A 19,526-nucleotide genomic window follows, 5' to 3' on the forward strand; every position below is an offset into this window, starting at 1 on the left:
AATTCCTTTTTTGAGTTTTATGTATGCCAAATCCTCATTTACATGCTATTATCTCCCTTTCCGATATGCCCAAAACATACTTTCTCCTAAACTTTATCTCCTTTGACATAAAAAAACCTCCGTCCTGTGGACGGAGGAAGCTTAAGCCATTCATATGATGAAAATTATATACGGAACGCAGATAATGTATGTTTCAACTCCTCAGATACCCGTTCCATTTTGTTCGATAGCTCCACGAGCTGGTTACCGATGCTCTGCTGTTCACTGCTAAGGGACGCGACTTCCTGAGATGTAGCAGATGACTGCTCAGCAACAGAGCTTACACTCATCATCGTTTCAGACAGGGTAACCTGGGATTGACTCAGCGCATCGATGGAAGCGGACGTCTCGGTTAGCTTGTTCACGAACATCCCCATCTGCGCTTCTACGGTTTGGAAAATCTCGCCTGTCTCCTTCACTGCTTGAATCTGTTCCTGGAAGAGTGGATATGCTTCCGACAGTGCAGCTACAGTCTCATTCATTTCATTCATAATCCGGTCCGTCATCTCGGCAACCATGTCAATCGATTGCTTCGATTGATCTGCCAATTGCCGCACCTCACCGGCTACCACCATGAAGCCTCTGCCTGCCGCACCGGCTCTTGCTGCCTCGATTGTCGCATTAAGCGAGAGAATATTCGTCTGTCTCGCAATATTATGGAGTACATCCAGAATGCCTAGAATGGATGAAGTGCTTGTTTTGAGTGTATCTACTTTTGTGACCAATGCTCGAATCATCTGCTCACTTTGTTCTGTTTTTCCTAGCAGCTCACCAAGATATTTTGTACCTTCCTGGCTCGCCCCTTCAACCAGTCTAGCGGATTGATCAAGCTCCTCATTGGTTCCAACAACCTTCTGCATCTGTGTTGAGATCAGTTCAGTCATTTCACTGCCTCTCTCTGCTTCAGAAGCCAGATTCGTCGCGCCACCTGCAATTTGCTCTGTTGCAATTGCCACTTCAGCTGCCGATGCAGCGGTCTTCTGTGATGCCGAGCTAAGCTCAGATGCCGTCAGCAGCACATCCTCTGCCGTCTGGTTTGTCTGATTCACAAGAGTAGTGATCTGCTCCATCATCAGATTAAAGCTCTCTGAGAGCATTCCAATCTCGTCTTTGCTCTTATGTGTCGTACGAACCGTTAGATTCCCCTTTGCTCCTTCAAACATAAGATCCTTCAAATGCACAAGCGGCTTCGCAATCATACGGACCATCCATATTCCGAGTAGAATAGCAAGGAGTAAGGAAACAATGGCGACGATAATCGTCGTCACGAGAATCGATTGTGCATCCTTGACCAGCTCAACCACCGGGATCATCCCAATAATCTTCCAGCCGGATACATCAAGTGTGTTATAGACGGCCAGAACCTCTTCATTCTGACCATTGATGGTATTCCTAGCATCCTTGGCGCCTGCCTCATCCGTAATTTCTGTGTAGAAGGAGAGCTCGGTTTCACGGCCTGCACGGTCAGGAAGGGTAGAAGCAACCACAATTCCATTCTCCGAAATCGCTTTTGTGACACCGTTCTCGCCGAGATTTACGGTCTTTAACTCATCTTCAATGGCACTTGCCTTAATCTCTATAACGATAATGTAAGTCCCGATGCTAGCATTCACATTTTTAAGAGCTCTGGCCATTCGATATGTTTGTTCTTGTCCAGATTCTGCTGCTGTAGTCGGCAGCCACATGACACCTCCGGCTTCGAGCAAGGTTTCAAACCATTCCTCTTCACGAATGGCACTCATCGTTGAAGCTGCTCCGGTGCTGATCACAGGAACCTCTTCATTCTTATGAACGATGGTCATAGAAGCAACCGTTGCATTCGTAAACTGCATATTTGTGAGCGAATCGCTTAACAAGGACGTCGCTTCAAATTTGTCAAAATCCGATATGTTGCCTCTGAGCAGAGTTTCTAGATTGCTCTGAATATGGGTATCAAAGAAGATTTGTGTCGATAAATCTACGTAACGCTCCATAATCAGATCGAGCTTTTGACCCACTTGATGAATGGCTTCCTGGTTGGCAACAGAGGCCGTTTCTTTGATGGTCGATTTGGCTGTTTGATAAGATAGGGTGCCTAGACCAAATACGACAAGCAGGATAGCAATCATGAAAATAAGAAATAATCGTACACCTACTGAACGCAAGGGGTTAAATTTAAATACTTGCTTCCAGGACAAGACTGAAGCCAGATCAAATCTCTTTCTTTCCTTTTTTTGGATCTCCTCCTCATGTTTACGCTTTCTTTTTTTCATTGGATTCCACTTCATCTTTGTTCACCCACCGTAAAGAATTATCATAGCTATGTAAACTTTCTAGTATTATCTTTTATTTCGACAAGTTTCTTCCAAAACCTTTGCTTTTTCGAGAAATTAACTATAACTTTTTTCCTAGATTACTATTAAAAAAAAGCCCTCGTCTGCCGATATACGAGGGCTTTAGTCCTGAGACTTATTCACTTCTTCTTACGCATCATGTCAAAATAAGCAACCGGCTGGTCCACTTTCATCTTGATGAACTGCAGCGGATGGCGGGCAGCCTCCAGCTGATTACCGGCTTCATCACATAGTTATCCGGATCTACCATATAGGAATCAATCGCTTGCCGATAAACATTCACGACAGTCGCCACATAATGAATGGATTTCATTCGGCCTTCAATCTTGAACGAGTCAATTCCTACATCAATTAAGTCTGGAATATGCTTAAGCATACACAAGTCCTTGGAGCCCATTGTAAAGGCAGTATCCTCTTGTTCATACAGCGGGATCTGATTGACACCCAGCTCAAAATTTTGAAGCACACGGGAGTTCTGCATATTCTCTTCAGATACCCAGACACTTTCCTCACACCCATCTTCAAACAGGTCATATTTCCAACGGCAAGAGCACATAGCGCCATGAATAACGCCTCAATCTCAATATCCACATGGTCCTTAATCTCTTGAATCTCCTCTAAGCTTGCTTCACGTCCCAGAACGACACGGGGCAGTCCTTCTTCTTTCCAGAAGCAGGCACTCCGCTTCCTGTAAATCACTTGCTGTGACGAGCCATTCATAAGGCCGTGTCAAAGCCATCCCTCCGTTATTCCGCACTTTCATTACTCTTCTCAATATTGTCTAGATGCTCTTCATAGGTTTCAGCAAACAAATGCTCCGAGCTTCCATCCTTTTTGGTGACGTAAAATAAATAATCAGATTGCTCCGGCGTAAGCGCAGCCTCAATCGCACTCATGCTTGGACTTGCAATCGGTCCGGGTGGCAGCCCCTGATTCCGGTACGTGTTATATGGACTCTCCACTTCAAGATCCTTGTACAAGAGACGCTCCTTCTGCTTATCCAGCAAATATTGAACGGTAGCATCCATTTCAAGCCTCATATCCTGCTCTAGCCGGTTGTAGATGACACCCGCAACAAGCGGTCTTTCATTATCAACAACCACTTCACGTTCAATGAGCGAAGCAGCGGTAAGCAGCTGATGAAGAGTCAGGTTATGCTCCTTGAGATCAGCATCCAGATCGGCGATACTATCCAGTCTATCCTGCATTTCCGTCAGCATACGACGGATAATATCTTCTGCCGTACTATCCTTCTTCATCTCATAGGTTTCAGGGAATAAATATCCCTCAAGTGCATATCGGTAATTTTCATTATCCGGGATAGAGGCAACAAGGGGAATATCACTGAACAGCTCCTTGTCTTGGACAAGCTGCATAAAGATCTTACCGTCCGTAACCCCTTCATCTTCCAGCTTCTGGGCTATCTGCTTCAAGGTATATCCCTCTGGAATCGTAAAACGCAGCATTTCTTCTTTTTGCACATCTCCACTATTAAGAGCAGCAATCATTTCATCATAATTCAATCCAGGTTGAAAGGCATAAGTACCTGCTTGAAAGTTCGCCCCTTGATCATTAAGTTTCAAATAAGCTTTAAATAATAGAGCGTTTCGAATCAGTCCCTTATCTTCAAGTAGATCGGCAATGCCTGAAGTACCTGTCCCGGGTTCTATCGTGAAGACAACAGGCTCATCCGTTGAAGCCACCGGCTTCGTTGATTGCCATACGTATAGTCCTCCGCCTACTAATACCACAATAAGCAGGATTAGCACGATGAACCGTCTGAAGTATTTTGCTTTCAAAAAAAGATTCCACCCCTTCATAGCTAAAAAGAGCGGACTGCTCCGCCCTTTCCATAATTCAATCTTATTTATACTATGATAACATACAAATCAGGCACCTCGGTAGAGGTGCCTCATTCTATCCTTCATCATCTGGTAATGACCATTCATCATAGAGCTCGGCGATGTTCTCCCACTCTTCGTCATCCTCAATAGTGATAAGCTCAGGAACTCCATTTTCATTGTACATTACCCGAAGCAGCTCATAATCATCGAACGTACTCTTCAAGGCTTGCAGTACAACATATCCTTGACCTAACACTTCGAACTCAGCCAGTAGCTCATAGGGAACCGACTTACCGCTCTCATCTTCCAGTTCAACCTCAGATCCAAATGTTTCCCTTAAGCGAGTCGTTACGACAAGATTCGCTCTTGAAAAAGGATATTCGGTCATCTATACATTCTCCTCGTCTTCTTCAGCGGCAACAAGGGTATTGAAAGTTTCTTCAACGATGGCCCATTCCGCTTCATCCTGAATCGTGAACAGTTTAATATCATCCCCGTCTTCTTCATAACGGAATGCATATACCTCGGACTCATCTTCATCCTCATCCGCTTCTACAGGGACAACCATCATGTATTTCGCATCTGAACCATCGACGTCAAAGGTCATGATGACTTCAAATTCCTCATCGTTGCCTTCCTCATCCGTAATATAAATAATCTCGCGATCCTCGTCCATACCCAAACGATTATCCGTCATAGCTTGCGTCCCCCTCACCTTGTACTTTTGGCATCTAAATAATTTTGCAATATTAGGCTTGCGGCCATTTTGTCCACAACCTTCTTGCGCTTCTTCCGGCTGACGTCAGCTTCAACGAGCGTTCGTTCTGCCGAAACGGTGCTCAGCCTCTCATCCCACAGGTGAACGGGCAAGTCCAGCGTCTCCCGCAGCTTCTCTGCAAATTCCATACAAATCTCGCCGCGAGGACCTACGGTGCCATTCATGTTCTTGGGTAAACCAACGACGATCTCGCTGACTTCGTTCTCACGAACGAGCTCATTGATTCGTCCAAATTCATCCCCATCCCGGCGCCGTTCTATTACTTCCAATCCCTGGGCAGTCCAGCCAAAGGCATCACTGATCGCGACACCAATTCTTCGGTCGCCATAATCCAAACCCAAAATCTTCATTCAGTTCTCCTATTCTTATCGGTGATTGGCCAGATAAGAACGTACCAGTTCTTCAATCAGTTCGTCGCGTTCTTTTTTGCGGACTAGACTTCTGGCATTGTTATGACGAGGAATGTAGGCAGGATCCCCGGAAATCAGATAACCTACGATTTGGTTAATCGGGTTATATTCTTTCTCCAGTAATGAATCGTATACCTTTAGAAGAATCTCTTGTGCAGAGGTTTCTTCCACATCGCCCTTGACGTTGAATTTAACTGTCTTATCCATGGAGTCCACTTATGACACCTCGCTCCTGCATACGGCAAGAGAGTAAACTCTTGCCATGCCGAATTGATTTCTTCTATATCATAACATATTTTGGCGCTTTGCAAATATATCAAAGAAAGTGAGCGTTTGAACTTATTACGGGAAGTGCCGAAACGTTATCCTGCTACAATCTGTTCCGCTACACGGAGCGCTTCATCCAGCTTGGAGGCATCCTTACCGCCTGCTTGCGCCATATCAGGACGACCGCCTCCGCCTCCGCCGCATACACTTGCTACTTCTTTAACAATTTTACCCGCATGTAAGCCTTTTTTCACATGCTCCTGCGGTACGACAACGACAAAATTCACTTTATCTTCATTTGCCGCTCCGAGCACAAGCACCGTATCCGGCAATTTCACCTTGAGCTCATCCGCAAGTGTACGAAGTGCTTCCATTCCGGACACTTCCACTCGCGTTGCAAGCATTTTGGTATCACCATGCTGAACAACTTTATCTGTAAGCTGGCCTGCTTCAATCGAGCTAAGCTTGCCTTGAAGAGATTCGTTCTCACGCGTCAGCTCCTTCACTTGTACATGAAGCAAGTCAATGCGCTTAGGAACATCGTTAAGATTGGATTTAAGCAGTGCAGCGGATTGTTTCAGAAGATCCAGCTGTCCTTCCAGGTATTCATACGCGCCCCGTCCTGTAAGTGCCTCGATCCGTCTTACACCTGACCCAATGCCGCTTTCGCTTACCAATTTGAAGAGACCGATCTCAGAAGTGTTGTTTACATGACATCCTCCGCACAGCTCCAAGCTGTAATTGCCTACTTGAACGACGCGCACGATGTCGCTGTATTTCTCGCCAAACAGTGCCATGGCTCCCATTGTTTTTGCTTCATCAATAGGCTTGTACTCGATCACAACATTCAATTGATTCCAGATCTGCTCATTTACTTTACGTTCAATGATAACAAGCTCTTCCGGCGTAATGCTTCCAAAATGAGAGAAGTCAAAGCGCAGCCGTGAAGGTTCGACCAGAGAACCTGCTTGATTGACATGCTCGCCAAGCACTTCTTTCAACGCTTTGTGCAGCAAGTGGGTTGCGGTATGATTCTTGACAATCGCATCCCGGCTCGTCTTATCTACTTCGGCTTTAATCTTATCCCCTACGCGAAGCTCACCCGCTTCAACGTTTACGATATGAACATGCTGTCCAAGCGGAGCTTTGAGCAAGCCCTCGACTTTAGCCACGGCAGTTGCTCCGCGAAGAAGCCCCTTGTCACTGACCTGACCGCCGCTTTCCGCATAGAAAGGGGTGACATCAAGTACGACTTGACAAGTATCGCCTTCACCGACTGCATCTACGTTCGCATCATTGTGAATAAGAGCAACAACCGTTGATTCTGTCACGAGGTCATTATATCCAACAAATTCACTTTTAACCGTCAGATCGGCAATGGCCCCGCCTTGAATCTTCATACTCTCATTCTCATGCCGTGCAGAACGAGCACGATCCCGCTGTTCCTGCATCGCTGCATCAAAGCCTTCACGGTCCACAGTAAGACCATGTTCTGCAGCATAATCCTCTGTCAGATCAAATGGGAAGCCATACGTGTCATACAGTTTGAACGCATCTTGTCCACCGATAACAGAACGTCCTTCCGATTTAGCCCGTCCACTGATATCTCCCAGAATCGCAAGACCATCACTCAGCGTTTCATGGAAACGTTCTTCCTCCGTCTTCACGACTTTGGCAATAAATTCTTGTTTGTCGATGACCTCTGGATAGTATACACCCATCACATCTGCAACCTGCTGTGTCAATTTATACATGAATGGACGATCTAGACCAAGAACTTTACCGTAACGGACTGCACGACGCAGCAAGCGGCGGATAACATAGCCCCGTCCTTCATTGGACGGCAGTACTCCATCCCCTACGGCGAATGCAACGGTACGAATATGGTCGGCAATGACTTTGAGTGCCACGTCCACCTCTACGCTGTCGTTGTATTTCACTCCAGCAATTTCTGCTGTACGCTGAATCATCGGCTGGAACAGATCTGTATCGAAGTTGGAGTCCACATCCTGAAGAATCGAAGTTATACGCTCAAGACCCGCACCTGTATCGATATTCTTATTCGGTAGCGGTGTATAGCTGCCGTCTTTATTATGATTGAACTGGGAAAATACCAGGTTCCATACTTCCAGGTAACGCTCGTTCTCTCCACCTGGGTATAATTCCGGATCACTCGGGTCATTGCCGTAAGCTTCACCGCGGTCATAGAAAATTTCGGTACACGGTCCACACGGACCTTCGCCGATGTCCCAGAAGTTATCTTCGAGCTTGATGATGCGTTCAGCGGGAAGTCCGATTTTTTCATTCCAGAATTTATAAGCTTCTTCATCCTCTGGGTAAACGGTAACGGACAAGCGCTCCGGATCAAATCCGATCCATTTCTTGTCAGTCAAGAACTCCCATGCCCAAGTGATGGCCTCCTCCTTGAAATAATCGCCAATGGAGAAGTTGCCGAGCATTTCGAAGAATGTATGGTGTCTGCGCGTTTTGCCGACATTCTCGATATCGTTGGTACGAATACACTTTTGAGAATTGGCAAGGCGCGGATTCTCAGGCTTCACGCGTCCATCAAAGTATTGCTTAAGAGGAGCCATCCCTGCGTTAATCCATAATAGGGATGGATCGTTATGGGGTACAAGCGATGCGCTCGGTTCGATTTTATGTCCTTTGGATGCAAAAAACTCAATCCATTTGGAACGGATTTCACTGGCCTTCATAGTTCATAACCTCCGATTTTTAAATGTATATCGATTAACCTTCCCGCCTCTTAAAGAGACTCCGCTCCGTTGTCAGATTGTTCTCCGATCGTCGTTGCTTCTGAATTATAAATATCGGAATAGTAACCCGCGGTATAAAAAAGGCTAAAAAATAAATTGAAGAAAGGTTACTCCCTGTGCGGGAGAAATAACCCAAGGGAATAAAAAAACGCCCCTGATTAGATCAGGGACGAGTTATTCGCGGTACCACCCTGGTTATCGCTGCTCATCATACGAATGAGAATACAAGCGATCGCCTTGTTAGGACCTGATAACGGTAGGTCAACCGGCGGCTTTAACCGCTCTCCGAAATTAGCTTTCCGCCGCTTCATTCCAGGACTCTTACACCCAGCAGCTCATCACCTAATCTTACTTATTAGTTAACATGAGCTGAAGGAGTCCATTCTCTGAGGGAACACCCTGGCGTACTTGATTTCATCATTGAATTTACCATATAAACATACATAATTTATTATATCGTTCCAGAAAGTCCATGTCAATGCAGCCTTCCTGGGATGGGATCGAAGGGTCCGTTCACTTTTATTCTATCGTTTTCCGCTTGATATAATATATAAAGAAATGCTGAAAGATCACCTTAAGCGCGGCAAATACAGGCACAGCCAGAACAAGACCGATTACTCCCGCCAGTTCTCCTCCAACAAGCAGCGCAAATATGATCGTCAGCGGGTGCAAATGAAGTGTTTTGCCAACCACTTGAGGGGACACCACATTACTCTCCAGAATTTGGCAAAGTGTGTTTACGATCACAACAAACAGCACCATTTTAAATGAGATCGTGGAGGCCATTACTACTGCTGGGGCAGCACCTAGAAAAGGACCCAAGTACGGAACAATATTAAACACACATACAACGCTCGCTAGAAGCAAGGCATACGGCATGCCAATGATAACATACCCAACATAAGCAAATATACCGACCACAACACATACGATAAACTGACCTCTTATATAATTGCCAAGAGCGGTATCAATATCCTTTAAGAGCATGACGATGGATTTCCGCTGTGAACGCGGGAGATAGGAGACCACCGCTTTTTCCATCACATCAAAGTCTTTGAGCATGTAGAAAATCAGAAATGGGACGATAAAGATATTAAAAATCGTATTGATTGTTGAGCCGATGTTATCCATAAAAGTCGAAATCCCTGTTGCCAAACGATTCTCCAATTGATACAACCATCCGTTAATACCCGATCTGATCCCCGGAGGCATCAAGCCGCTGTTCATATTATTCATTAAGGTTTGCGCATGCATATTGAGCTCAGGTAAGTGCTCGTTCAATTGTTCAAGCTGTTCAACAAACATCGGAATGACATTCATTAGAATAACGACAAGACAAGTGATAAACACAGCGTATATGAGCAGCACAGCTATGCTTCTGGGAACTTTACGTCCCCCCAGCATACTAACAACAGGGTTTAAGACATACGATACGATTAACGCAACAATAAATGGCGCAAGTATAGTTTTGAAAAAAACGTATATGTCAAGGAGCATCGGCCGAAGCAGCCAAATAAAATATAGAATGATAAGGGTAAGTAATATGAGCAATCCGTAACGAAACAGCTTGCTGTTTTTTAAGTGCTCCACATCTGTCTCCTCCTCGGACGGGCTTATCCATGTAAGTATATGTAGGACCATCTCAATTTAATCCTGTACTTGTCCGAGGCATAAATGGTCAACAAAAAACGCTAACTGTATCTCAAATGGTCTGAAATACGATTAGCGTTTCTATTTTTCCTGACTATTCCCCACCCGCGTAAACCGACCGCTATGTATACTTCTTCTAGAAGTCATGACTAGCGCGTGTTAGAGCGTGCGTAGAGGAAGTTGTTGGTAATGAATTATTGTGATATTTGCATTCCAGGATAATCCTGAGCCATCTCATCACCAAAGAATAGATCATCAAGCGAGCTCAGTGTTCCATCCTCTTCCACTTGATACACTGACATCTTATCTCCGTTCACTGTCAGTTCAATAAAGCATCCCCAGCAATAAAATTGGTGTGAACCGATCTTTCCTATATCTTTGGAACTACAATTTGGACATTTCATAAACTTCACCTATCCGTTAGCAGAATATTAAACATTGATACTGTCATAGCTTGAACTTAAGATCATATACTTGGTTACATATCCGCTCTCTTAATTCATTCTATACAGATGCTGCTCGCTGGCAGTAGGAACGATAATGGCATGCTCGCCAAGCGTTATCTCTTCTGCAAGAGGCAGCCATTTCCGGCCTTCCATCAAGTCAGTGACAAACCCGTCACTAATTTCGAGACTTATTATATGATTTCCCAATTCCTGGTCAAAATAAACATCGGTCACATGCCCGAGCACTAAACCTTCTCTAGTGAGCACCGACATATCTCTTAATTTATGATGACCTTTGGCATAGCTATATTGTATGTCGTCAGCTTCCGTATGCCGGATCGCCTGTTGATTGCGAATCATTACTGCATCCTCGCCATAAGCGACGATGTCTCCCCATTCAATCGTTTTGACCTTGCCCGAAAAAAGGGCTCTACCGTCTAACTCGATTCCACAAATCTTCCAGTCCTCTGTAAGCAAAAAATCAACAATTTTGCCGATTTGTCTGCCGACCGTTATATCATAAACGGCAAGACCTATCATCTCTTGAAGTTTCATGTCTGCTTGGGGTATCCCTTCATCTCCTTGAATTAGAATATGAGCAGCACGAGGTGCCGCTATATTCGGCCGATGACAACAGGACGCGAATTCCCTCCTTTGTCCGTATATATAGAAACCCTTAAGCTCTACTACGCAGCCGCTTAATAATGGTTCCAACTTTTTGAGCGGTATATACCAAATCTTTTTTAGTATTACCCAGCCCAAAACTGAATCGAATCGCAGAATCCATAATTTCTTCAGGTAATTGCATCGCCTCTAGTACATGAGAACGAGAAAGGGAGCCTGAGGTGCATGCTGAGCCGCTTGCGCAGGCTACGCCTTCTACATCAAGATTCATGAGCATCGTCTCCGTTTTGACAGAAGGGAAGCTTACGTTAACAATGTGAGGAAGGACCTGTTCAGGATGACCATTGAGGACGAATTCTCCTTCCCCGACTTCTTTGTTAAGCTCTTCAAGGAACACACTTCGCAGCTCAAGATCGTGAGCTGTTCTCTCCTCCATATGAGAAGCTGCATGCTCCACAGCTGCGGCAAAGCCAACGATCCCTGCCATATTTTCCGTACCTGCACGGCGTTTACGCTCCTGAAGTCCCCCGTACGCTATAGGATTCAGTTTCACCTCTCGGCGCAAATACAGTGCCCCGACACCTTGAGGTCCGTTAATCTTGTGGGCCGAGAAGCTCATCATATCCACAGGCAATGCATGCAGATTTATAGGAATAGAACCGAGAGCTTGTACTGCATCGACATGAAATAACACACCATGCTCCCGTGCTATGTTTCCGATCTCTTCGATAGGCTGAATGGTTCCCACTTCATTATTGGCATACATCACACTAATCAGTACCGTATCCGGCCTTATGGCCGCTATCACATCGTCCGTATGGACAAGTCCATAGGAATCAACCGGAAGATAAGTAACCTCGTAGCCCTCCTGTTCCAGCTGCTCAAAAGAATGAAGCACGGCATGATGCTCAATGGAAGTGGTAATGATATGCTTTCCATTATTTTCATGGGCAGATAAGGCGCCAAAAATAGCCAGGTTGTCACTCTCTGTCCCCCCTGACGTAAATATAAGCTCATCCGGAAAAGAGCCCAAAAAAGCCGCAATCTTATCCCGGGCATTGCTTACGGTACGCTTCGCGGCACGCCCGAAGGCATGCACGCTCGATGCGTTACCGAACTGACCAGTCATCACCTTAAGCATTGCTTCTGCAACTTCAGGATGCACAGGAGTGGATGCGGCATGATCCAAGTAGATATTCATTTTGACTTTCACCCCGCTTAAATATGGAACATCTTTTAGTACTCATCATTACAAAACGTTTTAACATACTCTAATAACTTTCAAACAATATATTGAATATTATTTATACGGACATCTAAGCCGTCATCGTTATTTTTCTGTGATGTTTTATTCATTCATACTATAACAGGCGACAAAAAATTATACTAGTAGCCCTTAGCAGGTTTCAAATAATCCTCATAAAGACTCCTCAATTCTCAAATGTTCCACAGTCCTTTTTTGTTTAAATAAAATCAGCAGCAACTGTAAGACTAGGAAACCAACCTGAGCGTTAGATTAACGTAATATAGAGCAGCTGCCAACTGGCAAACTGCTCCATGCTTATGTTAACTAACGGGTAAAAGCCAGTAAACAACAGGGAGCTGGAAAATCACTATTCTGCTATGCTTTACATTTAATTTTTTGATATTTATCCAAAGTTTGGTATCAAGAAAAGAATTCCTCTGTGACTGTTCATAATAATCAAAGTTTAGGAGAAAATAACTATCGCTTACATGAACTATAAAACAGGAGGATCTAACAAAAGAAAAGATTAAGTGTAACATTTTTGGCTGCCATGAGTATTGCTTTATTGATTGCAATGCCTGCATTCGCTGATAACAATGATGGGAATGCAAACAACATGAACACCAACAATTACAATGCAAATGCTGCAGATGATAATGATTTCGATTTGGGTTGGTTAGGTTTACTAGGACTAGTCGGTCTAGCTGGTATGAGACGTCGTGAAAAAGAACATCGTAATTGAAGAAAGTCACAACTTTCTTTTGTGACTTTGCTGACAGCTACATTGGAATTCTATATTAGCACTAAATTTACTAACAAAGGAGATTAATTAATGAGTATTTTGAGCGGTAACCCAAAAGACGAACCAATGCATTTTGGTGAGATTTTTAGCGTTTGGCAATGTTCAACAGTGGCTAGAGGAGCCGTATCTTGTTATCAAGCCTTCAAAAACCATGCAGGTGACAAGGAACTGAAGAAAATTTTGGATGACCTTATTGATCAAGCGAAATTAGAAATTAAAGAGTGTGACCATTTATTAATAAACAATGGGCTTCCTACTGCACCGATCCTTTCTGAAAGACCTGCAGTAAAACTTGAAGATATACCACCAGGAGCCAGATTCACTGACCCAGAGATTGCTGCAAAAATTGCAGCAGACAATTCAATTGCCCTTGTCGCCTGTAGTCAAGCTATTGGACAATCCATCAGAGAAGATATTGGTGCACTGTTTGCAAAATATCATGTTACAAAAACTGCATTTGCTGTGCGTATTCTTGAAATGAACAAAAACAAAGGGTGGTTAGTTCCTCCTCCGCTTCAGTTTAAACGTCCTGAGGATGCTGTTGTTGAATAGCCTTTCAAATAGGGCCCAAAGGGGCCCTTTTCATATCGTATTTTTTATACTGATCTTGTTATAGGATCCGTTCCTCGGCCTCCCCATGAATTCCACTTCCGTAATGCTCGCAACGATGTCATAAACGTACATAATATCGACTCTTGTCCATTTACGCAACATGAAACACCTCAGGTTATTCACTATACCGTTTAGTACAATGAATAACCTGAGGTAAGTAATGGGCTTATCTCTGGATTTTCGTGCAGGAGAGCTCTGTAACCCCAATAGTCAGATTCCAACTTTTAAACAAGCCATTGTCCATGAGGTTACAGCCCATTTAGGACAATTGTAAAACTAAATATAGAACATGTAGCTGTCTGATTCGGTATCCTCTTTATAGGAGATCAGATCTTGAAGTGTTGTAGAATCCAGCACCTCTGCGATACTGTTGCGGATACGCATCCACAAGTCACGTTTGGCCGGATCATCTTCTTCTGTAAAATCAACCGGAGAAATCGGTCCTTCCAGCACACGAATGACATCTCCTGCTGTAATCGTCATGGGCTCACGCGCCAAAATATATCCGCCATATGCCCCGCGAATACTCTTAACAAGACCTGCGTTGCGAAGGGGTGCGATGAGCTGCTCCAGATAATGCTCTGACAGCTGATTCTTCTCCGCAATGCTCTTAAGTGAAGTCGGGCCCTCGCCAAATCGCCCAGACAGCTCCATCATAATAGTTAATCCGTAACGGCCTTTAGTAGATATCTTCAAGTGTGTACACCTCATTGTTTAGTCATATTCTAAGAAACCCGTCGTAATTCGTAATAGCGAGCTCGTTCTCATCATTAGAAATTTTAATTGTCGTTAGAAGATTCGGGCTTATGATCAGCATTGCCAATTTCACAGTATTCCGATCATAACTATTAAACAATGGTAACATAAACAGGACGTTTATGGGTAGAAAACAGTGACGATAATATTAAGAATTAGATGAAGTTTTCTTTAGTTTCAGCACTCTATATCGTAATTGTCCGATTTACGTCGTAAGTTAGGGTAGAGTATGTTAAAATAAAACGCGTATTACAATTTTAGATAGAGATGGTGATGACGATGTCTAACGATAATCAAAACACCCGCGTCATCGTCGGCATGTCGGGAGGCGTGGATTCCTCCGTCACAGCACTGCTGCTTAAACAGCAGGGTTACGACGTCATCGGTATTTTCATGAAAAACTGGGACGACACCGATGAATTCGGTCATTGTACGGCAGAAGATGATGCGGAAGATGTCCGCCGCGTCTGTGAACAGCTGGACATTCCTTATTATACAGTCAACTTCGAGAAGGAATACTTTGATAAAGTATTTTCCTATTTCCTAGATGAATATAAGTCCGGACGGACTCCTAATCCCGATGTCATGTGTAACCGCGAGATCAAATTCGGCGAATTTCTCAACAAGGCACTGGACCTTGGAGCCGACTATGTTGCTACAGGACATTATGCACGTCTGATTCAAGAAGACGGCACATACAAGCTGCTTCGCGGTGTAGATAATAACAAGGATCAGACATATTTCCTTAATGCACTGAGCCAGGAGCAGCTGTCTAGAGCCATGTTCCCGATCGGCCATTTGCCGAAGCCTGAGGTACGCCGCATTGCTGAAGAAGCCGGTCTATACACGGCCAAGAAGAAAGACAGCACGGGTGTTTGCTTCATCGGTGAACGCAATTTCAAGGAATTCCTCTCTGGCTACCTGCCTGCAAAATCCGGCGATATGGTCGATATCGAGAGTGGAGAAATGAAAGGCCGTCACGATGGACTGATGTATTATACGCTGGGCCAACGTCAAGGTCTTGGCATCGGCGGCTCCGGCAATGGACAGCCTTGGTTTGTAGCAGATAAAGATTTAGAGAAAAATATTCTCTACGTGGTCCAAGGTGACAAGCATCCGAGCATGTACTCTACCGGACTAATTGCCACAGGAGTAAACTGGATCGCGGGTAAAGAACATGTACCAAGTGCTCCTTACCACTGCACTGCCAAGTTCAGATATCGCCAGCCCGACCAAGGCGTCACCCTAACCTGGCGTGAAGACGGCACGGTTCATGTCAAGTTTGATCAAGAGCAAAAAGCCATTACGCCAGGACAAGCTGTCGTATTTTATGACGGTGATGTGTGTCTCGGCGGAGGTACAATAGATATCGTTGAAAAGGTGGCAGCAGGTTCACCCGCTTAAGCCTGATTCAGCAAGTTAGCAGATGAGTAAAGCCATTCCTCATGTATTACCATGAAGAATGGCTTTTTTCCTGCTTTTTTCATAGGAATAATTTAAATTTTTAAATAACGATGAATGAGGTAAACCACATACCTGCAAATGCAGCAGCTACTCCCATGATGATAGAGCTCATAACATATAATGCTGCCTGTATTCTTAGGTGTTCCCTTATAAGCTGCATCGTTTCATATCCGAAAGTGGAAAATGTTGTATACGCCCCGCAGAATCCAATGCCGAGCACAGCCCACCATAACGGAAGCAATATGCCCTCCCCGGTAAGCACATATAGTATCCCAAGCAGCAAGGATCCGCTGATATTAATCACCCAGGTCCCCCAAGGAAACGATGATCCTGCAGCTGCTGCCTTACGAGATATGATTTTTCCGAGCCCATACCTGAGCATCGCTCCTGCCATTCCCCCTACTCCAGCAGCCCAGATCATATTGTGTTCTCCTTCCGTGCTGCCTGTCCTAACATCCATTGGCCCAATCGGATCCCAAGATAACTCATGAATAATCCAATGACTACACTTAGAGTCACATACATTAATCCAAGAAGCAGCTCACTCATGCCGGCGAAGCGGACAACATCTACTGTGAAGGTAGAGAACGTAGTAAAAGCTCCGGTAAATCCGGTGCCAATACATAACCTGATCTCGGGTCTGATGTTCCATTTGGCCGGAGTAACTGTGAAAAAAAAGCCCAAAAAGAAGCACCCTGCCATGTTAATCAACCATATAGCCAGAGGAAATAGGCCTTCCCCCGGCAGAAACAAATCCTGTACCCCATACCGGGCTGCCGTTCCCATAAATCCGCCGATACCGATGTAAATAAGCTCCTTCATCCTCTTTGATTCCGGATTCTTCTCCGCTCCTGATTCAGCTTGATTTTGGACTCATTGCCTTGCTCTGTTGCCTCATAGAAGATTTCATCCTGAATTTCCTTCGGCAAGTATTGCTGCTCCACATAGTGCCCCGGATAATTGTGCGGATATTTGTATCCCACATGTCCAAGCTGAACAGAGCCTTTATAGTGTCCGTCTCTAAGATGGAGCGGCACTTCCGCCGATTTTAATTCATCCATCGTAGACATTGCTTTGGCTATAGCAGTGTACACTCGGTTGGATTTCGGACTTTCTACCGCGAACAAAATCGCTTGCGCAATGTTCAGCTTGGCTTCCGGCCAGCCGTTATTGCGGTAAGCCTCAAGAGCAGTTACAGCTTGTACCATCGCCTGAGGATTGGCAAGACCAATATCCTCGCTTGCAGCGGCGATAAGCCTGCGTATGAACGTCATCGGGTCCATCCCCAGCTTCTCCACCGCGTACAGGAACCAGAAAAGAGCTGCATCACTGGAGCCCCGGATGCTCTTGTGAAAAGCGGACAGTACATCGTACTGTGTTGACTCATCAGCTTTGACGATGGGACGACGAATCGATTCCTCGGCTACAGTAAGTGTAATATGAATCGTACCGTCTGGCTCAGGCGGCGTCGTCAGCGCTGCAAGCTCCAGTGCATTCAGCGCCCTTCTAATGTCTCCGTTTGCCATGGAAGCGATATGAAGAAGGGCATCTTCGTCCGCTTCCAGCTTCATATACCCGAGTCCCTTCTCCGAATCATGAAGAGCACGCCGCATCGCGATGAGTGAATGCTCCTTGGTCAGTGATTCCAGCTGGAACAACGTTGAACGGCTCAGTAAGGCTCCATTCACATAATGGAACGGATTCTCTGTCGTTGCGCCAATGAAGATGATAGTCCCCTTCTCCACCGCGGGCAGCAGCGCATCCTGTCTTGAGCTATTGAAACGATGTACCTCATCCAGAAAGAGAATCGTCTTCGTACCGTACATGGACTTGTTGTTTTGGGCCTGCTCGATGACCTCTCTTACGTCTTTGACAGAGGCATCGACCGCATTCAGCCGAACAAATTCGCCTTGGGTATGATGAGAGATAATATGCGCCAGCGTCGTTTTGCCACAGCCCGGAGGGCCGTATAGAAGGATAGATGAGACCTGATCAGCCTCAATGGCGCGTCTGAGCAGCTTCCCGGGCCCTATAATATGCTCCTGACCTATATATTCATCCAGGCTCTGCGGCCGCATGCGATCGGCAAGCAGCCGTGCCTTCGGCTCCGCATCCTGGCTGTATGAGAATAAATCCATCATTTCACTTCCCTTAAGTTGTGCTTACCTTAATCATAACACATGTCCTTCCTGTTCCTGATTCAAGAGTGACACGCTTGTGATTTTAATCTTAGGTCCGTACTGCTTGCGGATTACTTTTCTCGCTTCAATAGCGGTTCTGGCTTTGACAATGATCTCTTTAAGTTCATTCTCTTCTGTATCAATTACAATCACATATCTTTTAGCTCCACATTTCATAAATAACACCTCCATGAAGCATTAACTTCTTATTTTCAAAAATTCGATTTATCCAACCTAAATCCTTTATCGAAATTAATTATGGTAAAATCTAACTATCCTGCTGTTAAATACGTTCTCTCTAAATAGGGAGGTATGCACATGGTTAAACGAACGACCGCAGCCAGTCTGCTTACGCTCACTCTGGTTATTTTCGGTGGAAGATTCTTCTTCACTTATAATCGGGACGGTCATATTTTGTATACAGAATATACAGTATGTCTGTTCGTCACTATTGGTGTGCTTCTTTATGGTCTTATCACGGAGCAGCGCAATTTGAAAAACAAAAGATTGGTAGAGTATCAGCTTAAGAAACTGTTGCTCTCTACTAAAATCACCTTAGCAGGCTCTATTTTGATTGCACTGCTAAGCATACATACTATTTATCTGGAGCTTAAATTTCCACTTCCCGATATAGAAGGATTTTTTGAAAGTACACCGGAAAGTGGAAAGTTCAGCATCTTAATTCGTATTTATGTGCTTGTAGTTGCCATCCTAACAGCTATTCGTTCGGCTCTTGTACTTCAAATGTATTCTCGTGCATTAAACCAAAAAGAATCCGCTAAGGAGGATGCTGATCATGATCAAGAAAATTACAGCTAGCTCAATATTCGCTCTCTGTCTTGTGTACAGCCTATTTCGGTTTCAATTATATTCCTCTGAAGGACCACTCTTTAACATGGAATTCATCGTGATCACATTGATCATCTGTAGTTCAGTTCTCTATTATTTTTTTCTAGAGTTTCGAGACTTATGGAACGTCTGGGATGAAGAAAAGTTATCTAATTTCAAAATGGGGCTCATTCTGAACTTCACGTTTGTCTTATTGCTCCTATTCAATATACGAGACCTTAAAAATGAACTTAACCCCATACCGTTTGACGTTGACGGAAGAGCAGTGCCCATTGACTGGGCAGCGGCAAAATTAAATCTTCTATCTATCTTAGTCTTTTCCATATTACTGGTGCGCTCTGTTGTTGGACTTTGGTTCCTGAAGAAGCTTCAGCAGAATGACAGTCTTGACGTAGACTGAATATCCACTAGTTTTCAAGAGAAGCATGAGCTGGCTCACAGCATAACGG

The 19,526-nt window shown here is 44.6% G+C and carries 23 protein-coding genes and 1 pseudogene; 5 read left to right on the forward strand and 19 right to left on the reverse strand.

Features of this window, described 5'->3' with window-relative positions:
- Positions 1 to 164 precede the first annotated feature (164 nt).
- From BM415_RS13970 to BM415_RS14025, 14 genes are all read right to left on the reverse strand, one after another.
- Positions 165 to 2,291, reverse strand: a complete 2,127-nt coding sequence (locus tag BM415_RS13970) for a methyl-accepting chemotaxis protein (RefSeq protein ID WP_244533233.1) — start codon at positions 2,289 to 2,291, stop codon at positions 165 to 167.
- Between the two features lie 200 nt (positions 2,292 to 2,491).
- On the reverse strand, positions 2,492 to 2,581 hold the full coding sequence (locus BM415_RS25915) for a hypothetical protein (RefSeq protein WP_348272328.1): 90 nt from the start codon (positions 2,579 to 2,581) through the stop codon (positions 2,492 to 2,494).
- Positions 2,542 to 2,928: a peptidase U32 family protein gene (locus BM415_RS13975; RefSeq protein ID WP_348272318.1), complete on the reverse strand. Its 387-nt coding sequence runs from the start codon at positions 2,926 to 2,928 to the stop codon at positions 2,542 to 2,544. The genes BM415_RS25915 and BM415_RS13975 overlap by 40 nt, the downstream gene beginning before the upstream one ends.
- A gap of 190 nt (positions 2,929 to 3,118) precedes the next feature.
- Entirely contained in the window at positions 3,119 to 4,171 is a 1,053-nt protein-coding gene (gene mltG / locus BM415_RS13980; RefSeq protein ID WP_244533234.1) for an endolytic transglycosylase MltG, read from the reverse strand.
- 118 nt (positions 4,172 to 4,289) lie between these two features.
- The gene (locus BM415_RS13985; RefSeq protein WP_091158863.1) at positions 4,290 to 4,604 is read right to left on the reverse strand and encodes a DUF1292 domain-containing protein; all 315 of its coding nucleotides are present in this window, start codon (positions 4,602 to 4,604) and stop codon (positions 4,290 to 4,292) included.
- Positions 4,605 to 4,913, reverse strand: a complete 309-nt coding sequence (locus BM415_RS13990) for a DUF1292 domain-containing protein (RefSeq protein WP_076313463.1) — start codon at positions 4,911 to 4,913, stop codon at positions 4,605 to 4,607.
- Positions 4,914 to 4,927: 14 nt separating this feature from the next.
- The gene (gene ruvX, locus BM415_RS13995; RefSeq protein WP_091158865.1) at positions 4,928 to 5,344 is read right to left on the reverse strand and encodes a Holliday junction resolvase RuvX; all 417 of its coding nucleotides are present in this window, start codon (positions 5,342 to 5,344) and stop codon (positions 4,928 to 4,930) included.
- A 15-nt stretch (positions 5,345 to 5,359) separates the two neighbouring features.
- Entirely contained in the window at positions 5,360 to 5,620 is a 261-nt protein-coding gene (locus tag BM415_RS14000) for an IreB family regulatory phosphoprotein (protein WP_091158866.1), read from the reverse strand.
- Between the two features lie 146 nt (positions 5,621 to 5,766).
- Positions 5,767 to 8,388 carry an alanine--tRNA ligase gene (gene alaS, locus BM415_RS14005; protein ID WP_091158868.1) on the reverse strand — a complete coding sequence of 874 codons (2,622 nt, stop codon included), beginning with the start codon at positions 8,386 to 8,388 and terminating at the stop codon, positions 5,767 to 5,769.
- Positions 8,389 to 8,606: 218 nt separating this feature from the next.
- On the reverse strand, positions 8,607 to 8,759 hold the full coding sequence (locus BM415_RS25105) for a hypothetical protein (protein WP_170862452.1): 153 nt from the start codon (positions 8,757 to 8,759) through the stop codon (positions 8,607 to 8,609).
- A gap of 208 nt (positions 8,760 to 8,967) precedes the next feature.
- Positions 8,968 to 10,038 carry an AI-2E family transporter gene (locus tag BM415_RS14010; RefSeq protein WP_091158869.1) on the reverse strand — a complete coding sequence of 357 codons (1,071 nt, stop codon included), beginning with the start codon at positions 10,036 to 10,038 and terminating at the stop codon, positions 8,968 to 8,970.
- Positions 10,039 to 10,292: 254 nt separating this feature from the next.
- Positions 10,293 to 10,502, reverse strand: a complete 210-nt coding sequence (locus BM415_RS14015) for a hypothetical protein (protein ID WP_091158871.1) — start codon at positions 10,500 to 10,502, stop codon at positions 10,293 to 10,295.
- Positions 10,503 to 10,592: 90 nt separating this feature from the next.
- On the reverse strand, positions 10,593 to 11,099 hold the full coding sequence (locus BM415_RS14020) for a PRC-barrel domain-containing protein (RefSeq protein ID WP_091158873.1): 507 nt from the start codon (positions 11,097 to 11,099) through the stop codon (positions 10,593 to 10,595).
- A 121-nt stretch (positions 11,100 to 11,220) separates the two neighbouring features.
- On the reverse strand, positions 11,221 to 12,369 hold the full coding sequence (locus tag BM415_RS14025) for a cysteine desulfurase family protein (RefSeq protein ID WP_091158874.1): 1,149 nt from the start codon (positions 12,367 to 12,369) through the stop codon (positions 11,221 to 11,223).
- Between the two features lie 577 nt (positions 12,370 to 12,946).
- Here BM415_RS14025 and BM415_RS14030 point away from each other — a divergent pair.
- Positions 12,947 to 13,156: pseudogene (locus BM415_RS14030) on the forward strand (WGxxGxxG family protein); the annotation flags it as partial.
- 90 nt (positions 13,157 to 13,246) lie between these two features.
- On the forward strand, positions 13,247 to 13,768 hold the full coding sequence (locus BM415_RS14035; protein WP_091158876.1) for a DUF3231 family protein: 522 nt from the start codon (positions 13,247 to 13,249) through the stop codon (positions 13,766 to 13,768).
- A gap of 336 nt (positions 13,769 to 14,104) precedes the next feature.
- Here BM415_RS14035 and BM415_RS14040 read toward each other — a convergent pair whose 3' ends face one another.
- Complete coding sequence (locus BM415_RS14040) at positions 14,105 to 14,524, reverse strand: cysteine metabolism transcriptional regulator CymR (protein WP_091158877.1); 420 nt, start codon at positions 14,522 to 14,524, stop codon at positions 14,105 to 14,107.
- Between the two features lie 333 nt (positions 14,525 to 14,857).
- Here BM415_RS14040 and mnmA point away from each other — a divergent pair, with 333 nt between their 5' ends.
- Positions 14,858 to 15,988, forward strand: a complete 1,131-nt coding sequence (mnmA, locus tag BM415_RS14045) for a tRNA 2-thiouridine(34) synthase MnmA (protein ID WP_091158879.1) — start codon at positions 14,858 to 14,860, stop codon at positions 15,986 to 15,988.
- A 100-nt stretch (positions 15,989 to 16,088) separates the two neighbouring features.
- Here mnmA and crcB (BM415_RS14050) read toward each other — a convergent pair whose 3' ends face one another.
- The 4 genes from crcB (BM415_RS14050) to BM415_RS14065 are packed head-to-tail and all read right to left on the reverse strand — an operon-like array spanning position 16,089 to position 18,405.
- Positions 16,089 to 16,469, reverse strand: coding sequence for a fluoride efflux transporter CrcB (crcB, locus tag BM415_RS14050; protein ID WP_091158880.1), 381 nt, complete (start codon positions 16,467 to 16,469; stop codon positions 16,089 to 16,091).
- Positions 16,466 to 16,870, reverse strand: a complete 405-nt coding sequence (gene crcB, locus BM415_RS14055; protein WP_091158882.1) for a fluoride efflux transporter CrcB — start codon at positions 16,868 to 16,870, stop codon at positions 16,466 to 16,468. The genes crcB (BM415_RS14050) and crcB (BM415_RS14055) overlap by 4 nt, the downstream gene beginning before the upstream one ends.
- The gene (locus tag BM415_RS14060; RefSeq protein ID WP_091158883.1) at positions 16,867 to 18,186 is read right to left on the reverse strand and encodes a replication-associated recombination protein A; all 1,320 of its coding nucleotides are present in this window, start codon (positions 18,184 to 18,186) and stop codon (positions 16,867 to 16,869) included. The genes crcB (BM415_RS14055) and BM415_RS14060 overlap by 4 nt, the downstream gene beginning before the upstream one ends.
- 33 nt (positions 18,187 to 18,219) lie before the next feature.
- Complete coding sequence (locus tag BM415_RS14065; protein WP_091158885.1) at positions 18,220 to 18,405, reverse strand: hypothetical protein; 186 nt, start codon at positions 18,403 to 18,405, stop codon at positions 18,220 to 18,222.
- Positions 18,406 to 18,546: 141 nt separating this feature from the next.
- On the opposite strand from BM415_RS14065, the gene BM415_RS14070 reads away from it, so the two are divergent.
- Entirely contained in the window at positions 18,547 to 19,047 is a 501-nt protein-coding gene (locus BM415_RS14070) for a hypothetical protein (protein WP_091158886.1), read from the forward strand.
- Positions 19,025 to 19,477, forward strand: coding sequence for a hypothetical protein (locus BM415_RS14075; protein ID WP_091158888.1), 453 nt, complete (start codon positions 19,025 to 19,027; stop codon positions 19,475 to 19,477). The genes BM415_RS14070 and BM415_RS14075 overlap by 23 nt, the downstream gene beginning before the upstream one ends.
- Positions 19,478 to 19,526: the final 49 nt, after the last annotated feature.

Source organism: Paenibacillus sp. 453mf (genome assembly GCF_900116105.1).
GTDB classification, from domain to species: domain Bacteria; phylum Bacillota; class Bacilli; order Paenibacillales; family Paenibacillaceae; genus Paenibacillus; species Paenibacillus provencensis.